Here is a 17702-nt window from a genome sequence, read left to right as displayed (position 1 = left end):
CATTTTAAAACAAATTTAAAGGGGAATGAATTTTATGAAAGTTGTTAAATTTGGTGGAAGTTCACTTGCTTCAGGCCAACAATTTGAAAAAGTAATTAATATTTTAAGACAAGACCAAAACCGAAAAGTTATTGTCACTTCAGCTCCGGGAAAAAGAGAAGAAACAGATACTAAAGTAACTGACTTACTCATCAATTATGCTACTCTGACAATTGAAACCAAACCAACAAATATAGTGACAGAACAACTGTTTAACCGTTATCTTGAAATCGCAAACCATTTTGGTTTAGAGGAAGATAAGTTGCAAACCATTAAAGAAAAAATCGAAAACCTTCAATATGAAAAATTCGAAAACAATGACTATCTGATGGCCAGTTTTAAAGCTCATGGCGAACGATTAAATGCTAAATTAATGGCTCTTATTTTAAATCATTTAGGAATCAGAGCAAGATTTTTGGACCCTGAAAAATTCGGATTTTACGTGAGCGATTCAGCTAATAATGCTCAAGTTTTAGATGAAACTTATGCAAATATTGAAGCCCTCAATTTAACAGATGAATTACTAATCGTTCCTGGATTTTTCGGGATTACTAAAGACCATAAAATTGCCACTTTTTCTCGTGGCGGTTCCGACATTACAGGGGCAATTTTATCAAAAGGATTTCATGCTAGTTGCTACGAAAACTTCACTGACGTTGATGCAATCTATGCAGCTAACCCTAATACGGTCAAAAATCCCTATGCTATTACTAAAATGACCTATCGTGAACTACGAGAATTATCATATGCCGGGTTTTCAGTTTTTCATGATGAAGCGATTATCCCAGCTATTGAAGCCAATATCACAATCAATGTCAAAAACACTAACCATTCTGAACTGCCCGGAACTTTAATCGTTCCTGAAGCCAATTTCGAACCTGAAAACTTAGTTACTGGTGTTGCTAGTTCAGACCGATTCGCTGCACTTTACTTGCACCGCTATCTTTTGAACAAAGAAGTTGGCTTTACATTAAAACTACTCGAAATTCTTTATCGCTATAATGTATCCTATGAACATATGCCTTCAGGTATTGATGATTTGACAATCATCTTTGATAAAAGCCAACTAACTAATTTTAAAATCAAACAGCTTTGTCAAGATATCAAAGCCACACTGCAACCTGATGAAATGCAATGGATTAATGATTATGCTATCATCATGGTTGTTGGCGAGGGTATGCGTGATAATATCGGCGTTTTGGACCGTGTCATTTCACCTCTTGCTCAAAACAATATCGGTATCCATATGATTAACCAAGGTGCTTCTCGAATTTCTGTTATGCTGGGCACAAGACAAGCTGATGCTAATTTAGCTATTGAACATATTTATCATAATTTTTTTAGTTAGGAGTTCAAATAATGATTACATTACAAAAAGTGCACGGCTCTTCAAACCAGTTTTTCATCTTAGACTTAGATCAACTTTCCTTTACACCTTTAGATGAGCAAATTGTTGCTTTAACACAACAAATAACATCCTCGTTTTTAACAGGTGCTGATGGCTTACTTGTTGTCTCAAAATCTAATTATGCAGACTGTTTAGGTAAGATGCGTGTTATCAATGCTGATGGAAGTGAAGCCTCAATGTGTGGTAATGGGCTACGCACAGTTGCCCGTTACTTATCTGAAAAATTTCGACAGTCAGAGTTCAAAGTTGAAACTCTCAATGCTAATTTAACTGTTAGAAAACAATCTGATTTGACTCAAAATGTTACTGCTTTTGGTGTCGAAATTTCACCGATACATTTTAACAATAAATATTTTCCTTTCAATAATTTAAATACAACGAAACTAATCAAGTCCCCCATCAAAGCATTTAGTGACAACCTCAATTTTTACGCTATTGCTGTACCAAACCCACATTTAATCAGCTTTGTAGAAAAAGATGACGACTTAAATGAAACACTGGAAACATTAGGAACTAAACTTAATCAACCTAATGATTACTTCCCAGATGGTGTTAATGTTAACTTTGCTAAAATTTTAGGAGAAAACGAATTATTCGTTCGAACATTTGAACGTGGTGTCGGCTTTACTAATGCCTGTGGAACTGGTATGTCAGCTACTTCTTTAGCATATATGCTACACCAAAACCGTAATGCTTTCCCTTCAGATGAAATTACCGTTTATAATCCAGGTGGCGTTGTGAAAACGATTGTTCATGAAGATTGGATCGAACTAATCGGAAACGCTACACATACGCATACGATTACCATTTCAGAAAACCAGCTATTCAACCATCAGTTCACCGAAGCAACAGTTAATCAAACTAATGAACAACAAAGTTACGAACACTTTATTGCCAATTTAAAAAAGCAAGCTGATTAATTAGCTTGCTTTTTTTGTGGGTATATTTTTGAGAATAAGATAGGGTCGACAATCGTTGTAATAACCGCTGCTAAAATAAAAGCGCCACCTTGTTTAGCATCAATAATATTAGCACTTTGCCCTAATGTCACATTAGGTACAATTAAAGTAATCGTCGTTGTTGTTAACATCATCCCTGCTAATGCTTGTCTAAATGAATAACGTTGCATCAAAATTGGGACAACTAATAAACGCGTTAACATAAAGCCAAAGAAGAAAATCGGAATTAAAATTAACGTATTAGGATCACTAACTAAACTCTTTAAATCTAGCTTTAGTCCTGTTGAAATGAAAAAGATTGGAATAAAAAATCCATAACCAATAGAGGTTAATTTTTCTTTTGTTTCATCACTTGGATTAAGCGATTTCATTACTAATCCTGCTAAAAAACATCCTAAAATATTTTCAACACCTGTCTTTTCAGCAATTGTTACTAGAACAATAATCAAAAAGAAAGCTAGTCGAATATCAAGTTGTGTCGTTGATTTATCAATTTTTTCAAAGAATTGATGAATCTTTTTCACATTTAGCAATAATAATGCCACGATAAACACTAATGGAAATAGCCAAAGAATTGCGCCTCTAGCTCCTTTAAATGTCATATAAAACGTAATCTCAATTAATGGAACCACAACACCTAAAATTGCAATTAAAAGAATTGTCTGCCCATACTTTGTATATTCAATCTTCTTATCTTTCAAAGCGACTAACATCATACCAATAGTCATTGTACTGAATAAGATAGTTGCAAATAAGACTTCAGAAAAAATATTGAAGTAACTTAAAATTACACTATAACCAAAAGCAAGTAAGCTGATTGAAACAATTACCATCAATGCCATCCCAAGTGGCATCTTAAAAAATGATTCTTCTTTTTTTTCAACTTTTGTACGTCTTTTAAAAATGGATAAATCAACTTCCATTCCACTCAAGAACAGCAGTATCATTAAGCCTAAAGAAGACAGCTGATTCAAAGTGGGAGTCATTTGAACAATATTTAATACTCCTTTACCAAGAACAATCCCTATCAATATTTCAGCAACAGGAACGGGAACATTATCGATTTTGAATCTCCCCATAAGAATGGGGACAATAAGCGCCATCGATAAAACAATTAGTAATTCTAAATTAGTATGCATATTTATTTCCTAACTATAAAAATTCTCGATAAAGTTTACCACAATTTTTAATCTAAAAAAACAATAAATTTAAAATTAGTTAAATTTAATAGATTGTTTTATCTTGATCGGCCGCAAATTCTTCAAAACTTTTAATGGTTAAGTCTCTGTCGTGCTGTTGTAAATCCATTACACTTTTATCAGTTGTTCCGCCTTCAATAAACTTGTAGATATAATCGTCACGGAATCCAATATTAGCTGCATCTACTGCTGTATTACCGTAGTAAACCGTTTTGATATTAGCCCAAATAATCGCACTTAGACACATTGGACATGGCTCACTAGATGTATACAACTCACAACCACTTAAGTCAAAAGTGCCTAGTTCTTGTCCTGCGTTACGAATAGCAGTTACTTCACCATGAGCTGTTGGATCATTATTAACTAAAACTTTATTGTGTCCTGTTGCTACAATTTTATCATCTTTGACAATGACACATCCAAAGGGGCCACCTTCATTTGTTTGATTATTTGAATGGGCTTCTTTTGCTGCTATTTCCATATATTTTTTGTTGTAAGACATTTAACATTCTCCTTTTGGTCTTTTGTAACTTAATCATACACTAAAAAAACAATATAAAAAAGGATTTCACGAACTTTACGCAAAATCCTTTTTAGATTGTTCTATTTAATTATAGACGATCGTTTAATTCTTGTGTTAATTCTTCAAAACCAGGTTTACCTAGTAAAGCAAACATGTTTTTCTTGTATGCTTCTACACCTGGTTGGTTAAATGGGTTAATACCATTTAAGTATCCTGAGATACCAACAGCGATTTCGAAGAAGTAAATCATGTAACCTAATGTGTATTCTGTTTGATCTGCAATAGAAACAGTCATAACTGGGACACCACCGTCAGTATGAGCTAAAACAACACCTTCGTATGCTTTTTCATTAGCATGGTTCATTGTTTTACCTTCTAAGAATGAAAGACCATCTAGGTTTTGTTCGTCACTTGGAACAGCAACGTCAAAACGAGGTTTTTCAACTTTAATAACAGTTTCCATTAAGTCACGACGACCTTCTTGGATGTATTGTCCAAGTGAGTGCAAGTCTGTTGAGAAGTTGGCTGATGAAGGGTAAATACCTTTTTGATCTTTACCTTCTGATTCACCCATTAATTGTTTCCACCATTCACCAAAGTATTGTAAAGTTGGTTCGTAGTTTTCAAGCAATTCAACAGTATAACCTTTACGGTATAAAATATTTCTTAATGCAGCATATTGGTAAGCTTCATTTTTGTTAAGGTCTGTTTCTGTATATTCTGAGCGAGCGTCTGCTGCACCTTTCATCAATTGATCGATGTCAGCACCAGCAACAGCAATTGGTAATAACCCAACAGCAGATAATACTGAGAAACGTCCACCAATATCATCAGGAACAACAAATGTTTGATAACCTTCTGCATCAGCTTCTGACTTCAAAGCACCTTTTTCACGATCAGTTGTTGCATAAATACGTTTAGCAGCTTCTTCTTTACCATATTTTTGAACTAATTTGTCTTTCAATACACGGAAAGCAATAGATGGTTCCATTGTTGTTCCTGATTTTGAAATAACGTTTAGACTAAAGTCACGGTCACCGATTTGTTCAATTAAATCGTGTAAGTAACTACCACTGATTGAATTACCTGCAAAGTAAATTTCAGGAACTTTACGATCAGGTGCGTAGTTATAAAAAGCATTATTTAAGAAATCGATAGCAGCACGAGCACCTAAATAAGAACCACCAATTCCGATAGCTACGAAAACTTCTGAATCTGATTGTACTTTTTTAGCCACGTCTTTAATGCGTGAAAATTCATCTTTATCATAGTCAACAGGTAGGTCAATGAAACCTCTGAAATCGCTTCCAGCCCCTGTTCCTTTTCTTAATTGTTCATCTGCAGCATTCACCATTGCTTGCATTTCGTTTAACTCATTTTCTTGAACAAATGGAGTTAATTTTGAAGCATCAAACTTAACTTGTGCCATTGTTTGCCTCCTATATTTCTATTTATCTACCCTATTTACTTTAAGCGCATTTGGCTAAAAAAGCAAGGTTTAAAACGTGATAATTCTTATTTTGATATTAAAAAAAGCCACGGCCAAATGGCGTGACTTTTTTGTAAAAAGGTATAAATTAGTTGTTACCTTTTTGTGAAGCAAACCAGTCGATACGTTCTTCAACTGTATCTTGGATAGCTTGTGTACCTGGTGCAAGAACTTTACGAGGATCGAATCCTTTTTCTGCTTCATCTTTATCAGCAGCGTAGTAAGCTTTAACAGCTTTTGACCAAGAAATTTGTTGTTCTGTGTTAACGTTGATTTTGGCAACACCTAAATCAATAGCTTTTTGGATTTGGTCTTTAGGAATACCTGAACCACCGTGAAGTACTAATGGCACTTCAACAGCTTCAGCAATTTCTGAAAGACGGTCAAAGTTTAGACCTTCCCAGTTTTCAGGGTAAACACCGTGAATATTACCAATACCAGCAGCTAAGAAGTCGATACCTGTTGCAGCTAATTCTTTAGCTTCTTCAACTGATGCAAGTTCACCTGCACCGATGATTCCGTCTTCTTCACCACCGATTGAACCAACTTCAGCTTCAACTGAAATACCTTTTGGATGTGCTAAAGCAACGATTTCTTTAGTTTTAGCAACGTTTTCTTCGAAAGGCAAGTCATGACCATCGAACATAACTGATGAGTAACCAGCTTCGATAGCTTCTTTAGCAGCTTCAAAGTTACCGTGGTCTAAGTGCATTACAACTGGAACTGTGATGTTCATTGATTCAACTAATCCTTCAACTAGTTGACGAACTACTTTGTATCCACCCATGTATTTAGCTGCACCCATTGAACTTTGAACAACAGCTGGAACACCTTTAGCTTGGGCAGCAGCTAAGATAGCTTTTGTCCATTCCAAGTTGTTTGTGTTGTAAGCTCCGTGTGCGTATCCGCCTTTACGAGCAGCTTGCATAATTTCTGTACCGTGAATAAATGATGACATAAGTCATTCCTCCTAAAATTTCTTTTAAAAAATTCAACAATGTGATTTTAACATATTTTTGTGTATTAGTCAGACCTTTTAGTAAAATTATTAAATATTTGTTGAAACATCAGCGCTAAAGAACTACCTAAAAACCCGCCAATAGTATTGAAAATAACATCATCCACATCAGCAACACCTGTCCACAAGACAAACTGCATCCCTTCAATGCTTAGTGACAGTAAAAGTGATATTAAAACAATTCTAATCATTGAAAATCGCTTTTTGAATAGCAACTTCATTAAGAACCCTAACGGCATAAACCACAAAATATTACCAAATGAATTATAAAAGAAATCTAATTGTGATTTAGCAAAAGATAATTTCACTGTCTCGTCTAAAACTTGTAGATTAATTTGTTCTAAAGGTCTGTAGAAATAAAATTTAATATCCCAAGGAAAGTAAATACCTCTAAACACAGTTAAAGATAGCAAAAGCATTAAATAAAATACCATTATCAAAATAATCACGATATGCGTTTTTGTCTGCTTTTTCCTTTGGATTTTTAAATATAAAGTATAACCAACAACAAAAATCAAAAAATAAAAAATTGTTTTATCTAAACTATAAAAAATCAGTTCCACCAAAGGAAAATGATTAATTTTGGTGGCAAAATGTTCAACTATAAATTGATATATTGGATTTAAAAATATCATTTTAATTACTCACTATCTACTTCTTTTTTTGATTTCAAGTCAAAGAAAGTTAATGTAAACGTTGTCCCTTTATTGGCTTGACTATCAACTTCAATTTGACCATGATGTTGGTTAACTAAAGAATATACAATTGCTAAGCCTAGGCCCGATTCTCCAGTACCAACATTATTGCGCGAGGGATCTGCTTTGTAAAAACGTTCAAAGATGAAACGTTTCTGTTCATTGCTCATTCCGATTCCTGTATCTTTTATCTTAACACGGGTTGCCTTATCCACACGATAGATTGTTAACTCAACATTACCATTTTCAGTAAATTGAATAGCATTTTGAGTAATATTGAAAATAATTTGTGTAAACCGATCATGATCAGCATAAATAAATACAGGTTCTGTCGACAATAATTTCAAAGTATTGTTTTTCTTTTTAGCATTTCCTGACAGTTGTTCTACTATATTTTCTAGCACAAGAGTACCATCAAACTTAGTTTTAAATAATTTAATTTGGTTATTTCTGATTTTTTCATAGTCTAAATTTTCATTGACTAGTCTAATCAGTCGATTTGTTTCACTTTGCATCAATTGAATACTTTTATCTTTTGAATCGACTGGTATTGCATCATATCGTAGTCCCTCTAAAATACCATTAATTGTTGTCAAAGGAGTTCTCATTTCATGAGCAACATCAGCCATAAATTGATTTCGTCTAGTCTCTTGTCGTTTAATTTCCTCATCTGATAATTTTAATGACTCAACCATTTTATTGAAATCAGAAGCCAAATCATCAATTTCATCATTATCTTTGTGATCAATCCTTACAGAAAAGTCTCCTTCACCAACTTTTTTAGTTGCCTTAGATAGCTTTTTAATTCTCGATAAATTGAACCAAACAATGACTAAACTAATTATCATTCCAGCCGAGACACTAGCTAAAAGTGCCACAATAGAATTTTGTTGAGCTTGCTTAATGGTAGTTTCAGTAGATGAAACCTTAGCACCTAACCAAACGACCGCCTTAAGCTGTGAACCATCAAACCAAGGGACCATAATCGATGAATAGGGTTCTTTGGTCGAAAGTTTAGGTTGATTATTAAGATAATCATTTTGAATTCTAAAACTTTTGCCTGACTTTAATTCTTGCCAGACATCTTCTCTTAAAGAGTAAGGTGTTAAAGATGATTCCGGATAAATCTGCTCATTATCTTCATTAAATACCCTGATTGTCACATTTTGGACCTGCATAACTTGCTGAAATTCGTCCAAGAAAGAAGGCTTTATTTGTTGATACCGTCCGGTTAAAGGGTCTTTTTTCAAAGCAATATGCCCCATAGAATCAGCATAACCCTCCAATTGAGAAAAAGTATTGTCATAAGCTTGTCTTGTTATAAAATTCATCATTGAAAATCCAATTATTGAGAGCGTAATTACAATAACCAGAAAAAAAGACAGTACTTGCTGATAAAACAATTTCATTATTTATCCACATCCGAATCATCAAATTTATAGCCTACGCCCCAGACAGTTTGAATAAGCTGAGGCGCGATTTTTTCGATTTTTTGTCGCAGTTTTTTGATATGTGCATCAACAGTTCGTTCTTCGCCAAAGTACTCATAGCCCCAAATTACCTCTAACAACTTTTCTCTTGAAAAAACTTGTTTGGGATTTTTGGCCATTGTTACCAACAAATCAAATTCTTTAGGTGTAAGCCCTTTAACTTTTTGATCATCCACGTAAACTTCTCGTGTTTTTTCATTAATTTTAAGATGAGGTGTTTCAACTAAATCCTCGGTATCTGCTGGTTTAGCTGTTTGATTCATTAGGGTTCTACGATGCAGTGCTTTAATTCTAGCTATCAAAGTTAATGGACTGAACGGTTTTGTTACATAATCATCTGCCCCAAGCTCTAAGCCCAGTACTTGATCAGATTCTGAATCTCGAGCAGTCAACATAATAATGGGTACATCAGAAATCGTTCTAATCTCTCGAGCAACTTCCATACCGTCTTTACCCGGTAAATTCAAATCAAGCGTGACAATATCATAATATTCCTGGTTTTTCTTGAATTTATCCACCGCTTCATTTCCATCGACTGCTAAATCCATTACCCATTGTTCTTTTTCAAAAAACATTTCCATCATTTGTGCAACAGAAACATTATCTTCTACCATTAATAATCTCATCAAAAATCCTCCTATAAGTCTTTAAATCCTTTGACTCTATTTTTAGTAGCATGAGTCTTTTCATATTTGCTTATATCTTGTTTTGAGATAATACCATTCTTAACTAAATTTTTTCTTAAATAAGTTTCAGTCAAAGCATATACTAAGATTATTGAGAAATAAAAAGTTAGCAACCAAATTAAAAAAAATCGATCCCAGCTTAAAAACCTAATTAATAATCCTAAACCAATTTGCACAATGCCGATTATTAAACATAGCGTTCGATAAACAATCTGTGTCTTTTTTTCAAGTTCATCACTTTTCTTTAAAAAGTAAGATTGATAGCCAAAAAGAAAGTTCGGCTTGTGATGCCTCATAATAAAACTTACTAAACTCATCATTACCAATAAACAACCCATATATATGTATATCATTATAGCTATAGCTCTCCTAACCTTTTTTCTAAGTTTAACACGAATTATTTTATCTCCATAAAAAAAGTAAATTTTGATTTTTAAAATAAAAAGAAAGCGTTTTCATTTTTTTGTTGCTTTTTTTGTTTCGAGTTGTTATATTATGAATGTAAACGTTTTCTTTTTAAAAAGAAGACCTCAAATTGTTAAATAACTTAAATATAGATTACTATTATCACGAAAGGTGGATATAAAATGAATAATTTAATTATCGCAATATTACCAGCTATACTATGGGGCTGTATGCCAATCTTCACATCGAAAATTGGTGGACGTACGGTTAACCAAATTTTAGGAACAACTTTTGGTGCTTTATTAACTGCTATTGTCTTCTTTGTTGCTTTGAGACCTAACATTACATCTGAAATTTTCCTATTTAGTTTCTTGAGTGGATTATCATGGTCACTTGGACAAGTTTTACAATATGAATCCTTCAAAGCACTTGGTGTTTCAAAAGCAATGCCAATTTCAACAGGACTTCAAATTGTTGGAACTTCATTTGGTGGTGTACTTTTATTTAGTGAATGGGCTTCAACGTCAGCAAAAATTGCTGGTTTTGTGGCTATCATTATTATTATCGGCGGCATTTACTTAACAACTATTAGTGAAAAAACTCCTGAAAATGCTTCAAATGCCCCCAAAATAAAAACATCAAGTATCTTTTGGATTTTCTTCTTTTCAACAATTGGTTATGTTGGATTTTCAATTTTCCCAAGATATGCTGCAGTCCAAGGATTTGATGGTTTCTTACCTCAAACAATTGGTATGGTATTAGGTGCTTTAATTTGTATGTTCTTACCTCAAAATAAAGATGTTCGCCCATTAAAAGAAACAGTAACTTACAAGAATATGCTTGTTGGTGTGATTTTTGCAGGTGGTTCATTAAGCTACCTCATCTCAGCTGGGTTAAACGGTGTTGCAACAGGATTTACAATTTCACAAATGAATGTTGTCTTTTCAACATTAGGTGGCGTTTACATTCTTAAAGAAGCAAAAACCAAAAAAGAACTTACTTATACTCTAATTGGGTTACTACTAGTTATTGCTGGTGGGATTATGATTAGCTTCATGACAGCTTCATAACATAAACAAAAAAATAACCGGATAACTTAAAAAGTTATCCGGTTATTTTTTATGGAGGTGAGGGGATTTGAACCCCTGTCCATACACGTTTCATCATAAACTTCTACAATCATAGTTATACTATTTAACTATACTCTTTCAAGAACGCCATATAACAGGGCTAGCCTTAAAAGAGTTACCTGATTATCTCTTTTTAATTATTCAGGTGGCGTAATTAAACGTAACCCGTTAGAGTTGAGACCTAATAGAAATCCGGGTCAATTTAAATTAGATCACGAGAGCTGTTTTTTAGGCAGCTACTGCGTAAGAATTTTCGTTGTTTGCAGTTATTTTAAACTGTACGTTTTTACGTAGACGTGACCTACGGATTGCCATTTACATAAATCCATGCATGTCGAATTCCAGAACACCCCCGACATCCCCATAATTTTAACACATAATGACATTTAAATAAAATACTTGTTTAAAAATTGTGTCACTTCATCAACAGAACCCTGTACCTTTATAACCATTCGTACTTGATTGTTGGCATAAAACTTAACTTTGGTACCGTTAGCTACAGTTTTTTCCGCCTCAAATTTTGTAAATTCACGATAAGACCGTATACGGTAATTTTTAAAAATAATGGATCCTAAACCTGACCTAAAAAAAATCAAAACAACACAAAAAACTTCAATCAGTAGTAATACGGACCAATTAATTACATTTGACTGCGTTGCAGCTGTTATTAACATTATTAAAAATCCAATAATGGCCAATAATTTCACGACTGTTCCTTGTTTTTTATCTAAAAATTTAACATTTAATCTCTGCCAAATCAAAAAATAGCAAAGCAAGGCAGAAATCACAAAATATAAAATATCAATCATCTAAAATAACTCACCTTTCTAAAAAAGCATCCCTTATCATAAAGATAAAGGATGTTTTTAATTTTACGCTAAAGATTAGCAATTTCAACCAAATCGCGAATAATCATGATTTCTTCGTTAGTTGGGACTAACATTAATTTGATTCTTGAATCTTCAGCACTAAAAATAGTTTCTTGACGTGTGATTTCAACTTTTTCAGGATCAACTTTTGCACCTAAGTAAGCAAACTTGTTAGAGATACGGTCCAATAACCAAGGATTATTTTCACCAATCCCAGCTGTAAAGACGATACCATCTACTCCACCCATTTCCGTAATGTATTGTGAAATATATTTCACAATACGATTAACAAAAATATCAACAGTTAATTTAACTTGAGGATTTTCAATGTTATCTTCTAAATCACGCATATCTGATGATAAGCCTGAAAGTCCTAATAACCCTGATTTTCCATTCAAAATGCTAATCATTTCTTGTGGATTTTCAATTTCAAGTTTTTCCATCAAATAAGCCATCAATGAAGCATCAATATCACCTGAACGTGTACTCATAGTTACACCCGCAAGTGGTGAGAACCCCATAGAAGTATCGATTGATTGGCCATTTTCAACAGCGGTCAATGAAATACCATTACCCATATGCACCGTGATCAAGCGTAAATCTTTGATATCTTGGCCTAATATATCAGCCGCTCTTTGTGAAACATATCGATGACTAGTTCCATGAGCACCATATTTTCTAGCACCATACTTCTCATAGTATTCCATTGGAATAGAATACAAATAATTTTCTTTTGGCATAGTTTTATGGAAAGAAGTGTCAAAGACAGCAACTTGTGGAATATCTGGCAACACTTTTTCAAATGCTTCGATACAACGTGCTTCAACAGGATTGTGTAATGGGGCAAATTCAGAAAGGTCATAAATCTTGTTTAAGACGTCTGCTGTAATTAAAGTACTTTGAGCAAAATGCTCTCCTCCAGCCACAATACGATGTCCAATTCCTTCGATTTCATCGTATGAAGCAACAATACCTAATTCAATCATCGCTTTCAAAATAATAGATACTGCTTGTTCTTGATTTTTAATTTCAATCGTTTCTTCTATTTTCTTGCCATCATATTTAATTTGGTAATTAGAACCTTTGATACCGATTCTTTCTGCAGCACCTTCTGCTATAACCTGTTCATTTTGTGCGTTAAACATTTTCCATTTAACGGAAGAACTTCCGGCGTTAATTGCTAAAACTTTAGTCATAGTTGTCTATCCTTTACTTTAAATTTTTAATATACCAATCTTTTAAATTATAATTAAAAGTTTCAAGTACACTTCTATCATTTAAGCTTGGGAGCTGTCCCAACAAAATATTATTAGCTTGTTTAGTTTTGGTACCACGATTTTGAACGACCAAAATTGCTTTTTGATATTTTTCGTCATTAAATGAATCTTCAGGTAATGTCAGAAAAGCTTGAATATGTGCCTTCTTGGCTAACCATTTTGTCAATTCTGAAGCATTAGCATCTTGTAGCATCATTGCAGGAACAATAAAAATACCTAATCCACCTTCAGACAAGTGTGAAATGGCTTGTTCTAGCATCAAATAATGAGAAAATGAATGCCCAGATTTGGCTCTCAATTCATAATTTTCAGCTCGGGAATCAATTGGATAATACCCTACTGGCAGTTCTGAAACAATCATATCTAAATCATTAATCAACCAGGCATCTAGTGAATCTTGATGAAATAATTCAGCTTGAATACCTAAAGATTCAGCATATAGACTAGATAATGCTAGTGAAACTTCGTTATTATCCATTCCGTAAACTTCAAAATTTATTTGATCAGTTTGCTTAAGCTGATCTACAGTATTAAGTAGTAAACTCCCAAATCCATTACTCAAGTCGAGCACCTTAACAGAATGTTTATCTTGCAATAATTGATGCGCAATCATCGCTACCACAACAGAAATTGACTTTGGTGTCATTTGTAAATTGGTATCTAGTTTATCTTCTTTGATACCAGCTAAAATTAATAAATAAATCAGTTCACTTTTTACTTTAGATGATTGATTAACAAAGTCCACTTGATCAGAAATTTCAGTTAAACGCCCAACTACTTCTGAACTAGGAGCTCCATTTTCTACTTTAACTTGTTGATCAATTAAGTTTTCAATAGTTTCTATCAAAGCATCCAAGTAAGACGTTTTAAGTTCTTTTTTTAGACGCTGAACCGCTTCATCAATTAAAGCATAACGTTCTTGTATTGATAATTTCAATGAAAAATTCTCCTTAAAACAGCTAAAACACTCTTAATTATATCGTTACTTATTTATACAGTACTTGCAAGCAATTATGGTGAATTTAAAAATTCTTTTAGATTTGATAGAACTTGTTCTTTTTGTGATATCTCTATTTGGAAGATTTCAAATTTAAAGTAAAGGGTTGCTAGCGAGATACCTACTAAAAAGATAACACTTACCAAAATACTTGCCTTAATTTTTAAGTGTGAATAATAACTGTGATTTTCTTTTTTTGGAATCTTCCACATTCAAACTGAACCCCTTTTCATTATTATAACAAAAATCACCATTGTATACCTCCGTTAAAACCGGTATGTATCCTTGATCATTAATTTGTAAAACAACAACCGACTCTTTTAGCACTAATGATAAGTAACTGATTTGATTTTCTTTTTTAGCTATGAAATGAACTTGTTTATTTTGACTTTTGGTCCTATCAATCTCTACTTGTTCATATTGATTTAATAAATCACTGATTCGCAAATAAAAATATGATTTATTAATTTTTTCAATAGTTCCATAATTAGTAACTCGCTGGTTTAAGTTGACTAGCTGAAATGTCAATTGTAGAGTTAATAAAATAATAACTAACGAAATAACAGCCTCTATCAAAGTGAATCCCTTAAATTTCATAACTTAAGTTCTGCGTCACATTTAAAATTTTGTATTCTTCGGGTAATGTATACCAATCATTATCTATCTGACATGTAGATTGTTGGGACTTTTTCAGTATAGCTGCTGCCAAATAGGCACTTATTTTTAAATCTTGTTTAGACTCAATTTGATTGAACCATCGAACAGTCCCAGCAAAAGTTATGATTATTGCTAGCATTAATAAAAACGCGACCATATTTTCTAAAAGGATAAATCCTGGTTGCTTAGTTTTCATAAATTTCTCCCCATGCCATTTGAATTCTAAATCTATGTCTAAACCCGTTTGGGCCTCTCAATATAATTGTTTTAGGTGCTACATAACCAGTTTTATTAATAATGACTTCGTTTCCCGGCATCTCTAAATCATAGCCCACAGGAAATTTAAGATAGCTTTTTCGGCCAGTTCCAGATTTCAATGTTAATAATTGTTGCTTTTTACTATACTGGATAAAAACAGCTCTTTTAGACAAAAAGGCTGACCTAATGCCCCACTGCAAATTTGTTTTGACTTTCATTATTAATTGATTTTGTTCAATTTTTGATGTAGAACTATGAGCAGTAAATAGCCTCATAGAAGTAATTAAAGCACAAACGATTAACAAGCATAATATTGTTTCAAGTAATACGAAGCCTCTAATTCTGACCTTTAACACGTTTTCTTACCATACCTTCAAATACTTCATAATCTTTAGCTTTTTCTTTTTGCGTCGGCGACAACTCTAACTCCGATAAATTAATTATTGATTTATTTTGTAGTTCTAATTGTGTCTGTAAAGTCGTCTGAAATGCTTCTTCTATTTTTTGTTCAGCTTTTTGTTTTTGCTGTGTAATGTTAGGTACGATTAATAAAATTAAAATTGCAATAATAGCAATAACTAAGCACATTTCAATTAGCGTAAACCCTTTAGTTTTCTTTTTCATTATAGATTCCTTAATGTGCCATACAGTGGCATCAATATTTTTAAGTATAATCCTAAAACAAATAACCCAATTAATATAAAACAAATAGGCTGTATCTTTAGTGTTAGTCGCTTTAGTTGCCACAATAATTCATTGTAAATAATTTGATTTAAAATTTTAATTTGCTGACTTTTTACTTGACGATTTTTGCCGGATTCAATAATAGGAATCAGTCGGTCTGGTAAAAAAGCCTCTCTAGCAACAAATGATTTAAGTGGCAACCCTTTTACCAAATGGTTGTTTAGTCTTGTAGCTAATATCGACTGAACAGAATCTTCTTGACTATTTATAAAAAAAGAACAAATTTCACTAATTTGATAGTCATTCGCGACTAAATAAGTTAGGTTAAATGTCACAGTATAATGGATATATAATTGCATGATTTTTCCAACTACTGGCCATTTCATTAAAAATTTTAGTTGTTTAATATTTTGATGATGTTTTACATAAATTAAATAAACAGTAACAACTACAAAAAATAGCACGGCCATTAATATAAAATAACCTACAAAAACTTCAACAAGTGATGTTTGGCTTTCCAAAAAACCTGAATTTAGTGTTTGTTGAATGAAAAAGAACCCTATAAAAGTCAAAACAAATAAAACAAATGGATACGATAACTGCCCCTTGATTTTTTGGATTTGTTTATTCTGTAGTTCAGTTAACGTAATTAATTGCTCTAAGCAAGCAACTAGTGTGCCTTGTTGTAGTGCTAGTTGAATTTGAAAACTAATTATTTTGTTAAATTTAGCTTTTAACAATGACTCATGGATGTTTTTACCTGATTTCAAATCTAAAGTAACTGAAGTAAACCACTTCAAGCTTTGTTTTGGCCAAAGTAAACCTATAAAAGAAATAGCTTCACTGAAAGAAAAATGACTTTCTAAATACATTTTCAAGTATTTCATAAATAGTAATTGTTGAGAGTCACCCTTCTTGGTATGTGATAAAAGTTTTTTCATCTATATACCCCAGATCATAAATATTTTGAAGATGATTTTGCCATAAGTAATAATTTTGATATTGAGATTTTTGGTAGTCATACTTTTTTTGTGGAACTAAAATATCGATTAAACAAGCTAGTTGATACTTAATATTCGGTAATAATCTTTGATAGCATATACAATTTAAGGTATTTTGTAATTGACTAGTCTCAACTCCTAATTGTTTAAACCTTTCAATAATACCGTACGTACTTTTAGCATGAATTGTTGCCAGTACTAGGTGCCCACTTAGTGCTGCTTCTATTGCAACTTGTGCCGTCTTACTATCTCTTATTTCACCCACAATTAAGACATCTGGTCGATGCCTTAATGCTGCTTTTAATAAATCTTCATAAGACATTTGAACTTGTTCATTGACTTGAACTTGAAAAAAGTCAGAATTTTTAATCTCGACAGGATCTTCAATTGTCATAACCATCTTTTCAGGAATAAGAGACTTAGCAATTTCATACATAGTTGTTGTTTTACCTGAGCCAACAGGTCCAGAAAACACAATTAGACCTCTCTTAGTCGCCAGATTTTTTAACTGATTTAATTGTTCAGGAAAAAAATAACGTTGAGTATTTTCAGAATAAATTATCCGCACTACCATTGATTCTTGGCTTTCATAGTCCGATAATGTAGCTATTCGAAAACCAGTGTCTGGGTAGTCGTCCAAATTAAAACTTCCATTTTGGGGACGCCGATGCTCAGCAATATCTAACTTTGCTACGTATTTTAATTGATTAATAATTAATTGTGCATCATTTTTAGGCATTTTTCTTAAGAACTTAAATTCATTGTTGTACTTATAACAAATTCTATAATAACTTTTACTCGGCAGAAGATATAAATCTTGTGCTTTATGCTTCACTGCTTCTTTTACTAGATTGAGTGATTCGATAGATAGTGTCATAACTAATTCCTTTCGATTATTGATAGCATTAATTACGCCAA

Annotated in this window: 20 protein-coding genes and 1 other RNA gene; 3 read left to right on the top strand and 18 right to left on the bottom strand. The window is 32.8% G+C overall.

What is annotated here, in order from left to right; translation table 11 throughout:
• The first annotated feature begins 34 nt into the window (after positions 1-34).
• On the top strand, positions 35-1387 hold the full coding sequence (locus FC86_RS04410; protein WP_056974866.1) for an aspartate kinase: 1353 nt from the start codon (positions 35-37) through the stop codon (positions 1385-1387).
• An 11-nt stretch (positions 1388-1398) separates the two neighbouring features.
• The gene (dapF, locus tag FC86_RS04405; RefSeq protein WP_056974865.1) at positions 1399-2367 is read left to right on the top strand and encodes a diaminopimelate epimerase; all 969 of its coding nucleotides are present in this window, start codon (positions 1399-1401) and stop codon (positions 2365-2367) included.
• Here the strand turns inward: dapF and FC86_RS04400 are convergent.
• From FC86_RS04400 to FC86_RS04365, 8 genes are all read right to left on the bottom strand, one after another.
• Positions 2364-3545 (bottom strand): cation:proton antiporter, encoded by a 1182-nt coding sequence (locus tag FC86_RS04400; protein WP_056974864.1) that lies wholly within the window; start codon positions 3543-3545, stop codon positions 2364-2366. The genes dapF and FC86_RS04400 overlap by 4 nt on opposite strands.
• Before the next feature lie 85 nt (positions 3546-3630).
• Positions 3631-4107 (bottom strand): nucleoside deaminase, encoded by a 477-nt coding sequence (locus FC86_RS04395; protein ID WP_056974863.1) that lies wholly within the window; start codon positions 4105-4107, stop codon positions 3631-3633.
• Between the two features lie 109 nt (positions 4108-4216).
• A complete protein-coding gene (locus FC86_RS04390) occupies positions 4217-5557 on the bottom strand; it encodes a glucose-6-phosphate isomerase (RefSeq protein ID WP_056974862.1) in 1341 nt (446 codons plus the stop codon).
• Between the two features lie 148 nt (positions 5558-5705).
• Positions 5706-6575, bottom strand: a complete 870-nt coding sequence (gene fba / locus FC86_RS04385; protein WP_056974861.1) for a class II fructose-1,6-bisphosphate aldolase — start codon at positions 6573-6575, stop codon at positions 5706-5708.
• Between the two features lie 65 nt (positions 6576-6640).
• Complete coding sequence (locus tag FC86_RS04380; protein ID WP_236692293.1) at positions 6641-7084, bottom strand: VanZ family protein; 444 nt, start codon at positions 7082-7084, stop codon at positions 6641-6643.
• A gap of 191 nt (positions 7085-7275) precedes the next feature.
• Complete coding sequence (locus FC86_RS04375) at positions 7276-8739, bottom strand: sensor histidine kinase (protein ID WP_056974859.1); 1464 nt, start codon at positions 8737-8739, stop codon at positions 7276-7278.
• On the bottom strand, positions 8739-9446 hold the full coding sequence (locus FC86_RS04370; RefSeq protein WP_056974858.1) for a response regulator transcription factor: 708 nt from the start codon (positions 9444-9446) through the stop codon (positions 8739-8741). The genes FC86_RS04375 and FC86_RS04370 overlap by 1 nt, the downstream gene beginning before the upstream one ends.
• Before the next feature lie 11 nt (positions 9447-9457).
• A complete protein-coding gene (locus tag FC86_RS04365) occupies positions 9458-9844 on the bottom strand; it encodes an SdpI family protein (protein WP_236692292.1) in 387 nt (128 codons plus the stop codon).
• A gap of 249 nt (positions 9845-10093) precedes the next feature.
• Here FC86_RS04365 and FC86_RS04360 point away from each other — a divergent pair, with 249 nt between their 5' ends.
• Positions 10094-10981: a GRP family sugar transporter gene (locus tag FC86_RS04360; RefSeq protein ID WP_056974856.1), complete on the top strand. Its 888-nt coding sequence runs from the start codon at positions 10094-10096 to the stop codon at positions 10979-10981.
• A 49-nt stretch (positions 10982-11030) separates the two neighbouring features.
• Here the strand turns inward: FC86_RS04360 and ssrA are convergent.
• From ssrA to comGA, 10 genes are all read right to left on the bottom strand, one after another.
• Positions 11031-11395, bottom strand: a transfer-messenger RNA (tmRNA) gene (gene ssrA / locus FC86_RS06480).
• A 32-nt stretch (positions 11396-11427) separates the two neighbouring features.
• Positions 11428-11850, bottom strand: a complete 423-nt coding sequence (locus tag FC86_RS04355; protein ID WP_056974855.1) for a hypothetical protein — start codon at positions 11848-11850, stop codon at positions 11428-11430.
• 68 nt (positions 11851-11918) lie between these two features.
• Positions 11919-13106 (bottom strand): acetate/propionate family kinase, encoded by a 1188-nt coding sequence (locus tag FC86_RS04350; protein WP_056974854.1) that lies wholly within the window; start codon positions 13104-13106, stop codon positions 11919-11921.
• A 13-nt stretch (positions 13107-13119) separates the two neighbouring features.
• A complete protein-coding gene (locus tag FC86_RS04345) occupies positions 13120-14124 on the bottom strand; it encodes a class I SAM-dependent methyltransferase (RefSeq protein ID WP_056974853.1) in 1005 nt (334 codons plus the stop codon).
• A 216-nt stretch (positions 14125-14340) separates the two neighbouring features.
• Entirely contained in the window at positions 14341-14781 is a 441-nt protein-coding gene (locus FC86_RS04340; protein WP_056974852.1) for a prepilin-type N-terminal cleavage/methylation domain-containing protein, read from the bottom strand.
• On the bottom strand, positions 14771-15037 hold the full coding sequence (locus FC86_RS04335; RefSeq protein ID WP_056974851.1) for a type II secretion system protein: 267 nt from the start codon (positions 15035-15037) through the stop codon (positions 14771-14773). Before FC86_RS04335 ends, FC86_RS04340 begins: the two co-directional genes overlap by 11 nt.
• Positions 15027-15317 carry a hypothetical protein gene (locus tag FC86_RS04330; protein WP_156403343.1) on the bottom strand — a complete coding sequence of 97 codons (291 nt, stop codon included), beginning with the start codon at positions 15315-15317 and terminating at the stop codon, positions 15027-15029. The genes FC86_RS04335 and FC86_RS04330 overlap by 11 nt, the downstream gene beginning before the upstream one ends.
• A 118-nt stretch (positions 15318-15435) precedes the next feature.
• Positions 15436-15723: a prepilin-type N-terminal cleavage/methylation domain-containing protein gene (locus FC86_RS04325; protein ID WP_056974849.1), complete on the bottom strand. Its 288-nt coding sequence runs from the start codon at positions 15721-15723 to the stop codon at positions 15436-15438.
• The gene (locus FC86_RS04320) at positions 15723-16724 is read right to left on the bottom strand and encodes a type II secretion system F family protein (RefSeq protein WP_056974848.1); all 1002 of its coding nucleotides are present in this window, start codon (positions 16722-16724) and stop codon (positions 15723-15725) included. Before FC86_RS04320 ends, FC86_RS04325 begins: the two co-directional genes overlap by 1 nt.
• Positions 16690-17661: a competence type IV pilus ATPase ComGA gene (comGA, locus tag FC86_RS04315; protein ID WP_056974847.1), complete on the bottom strand. Its 972-nt coding sequence runs from the start codon at positions 17659-17661 to the stop codon at positions 16690-16692. Before comGA ends, FC86_RS04320 begins: the two co-directional genes overlap by 35 nt.
• Between the last annotated feature and the right edge of the window lie 41 nt (positions 17662-17702).

It is taken from the genome of Holzapfeliella floricola DSM 23037 = JCM 16512 (assembly GCF_001436605.1).
Taxonomy (GTDB): Bacteria; Bacillota; Bacilli; order Lactobacillales; family Lactobacillaceae; genus Holzapfeliella; species Holzapfeliella floricola.
The sequence above is the reverse complement of the archived record's forward strand: the minus strand, read 5'-3'. Positions and strand labels throughout refer to the sequence as shown.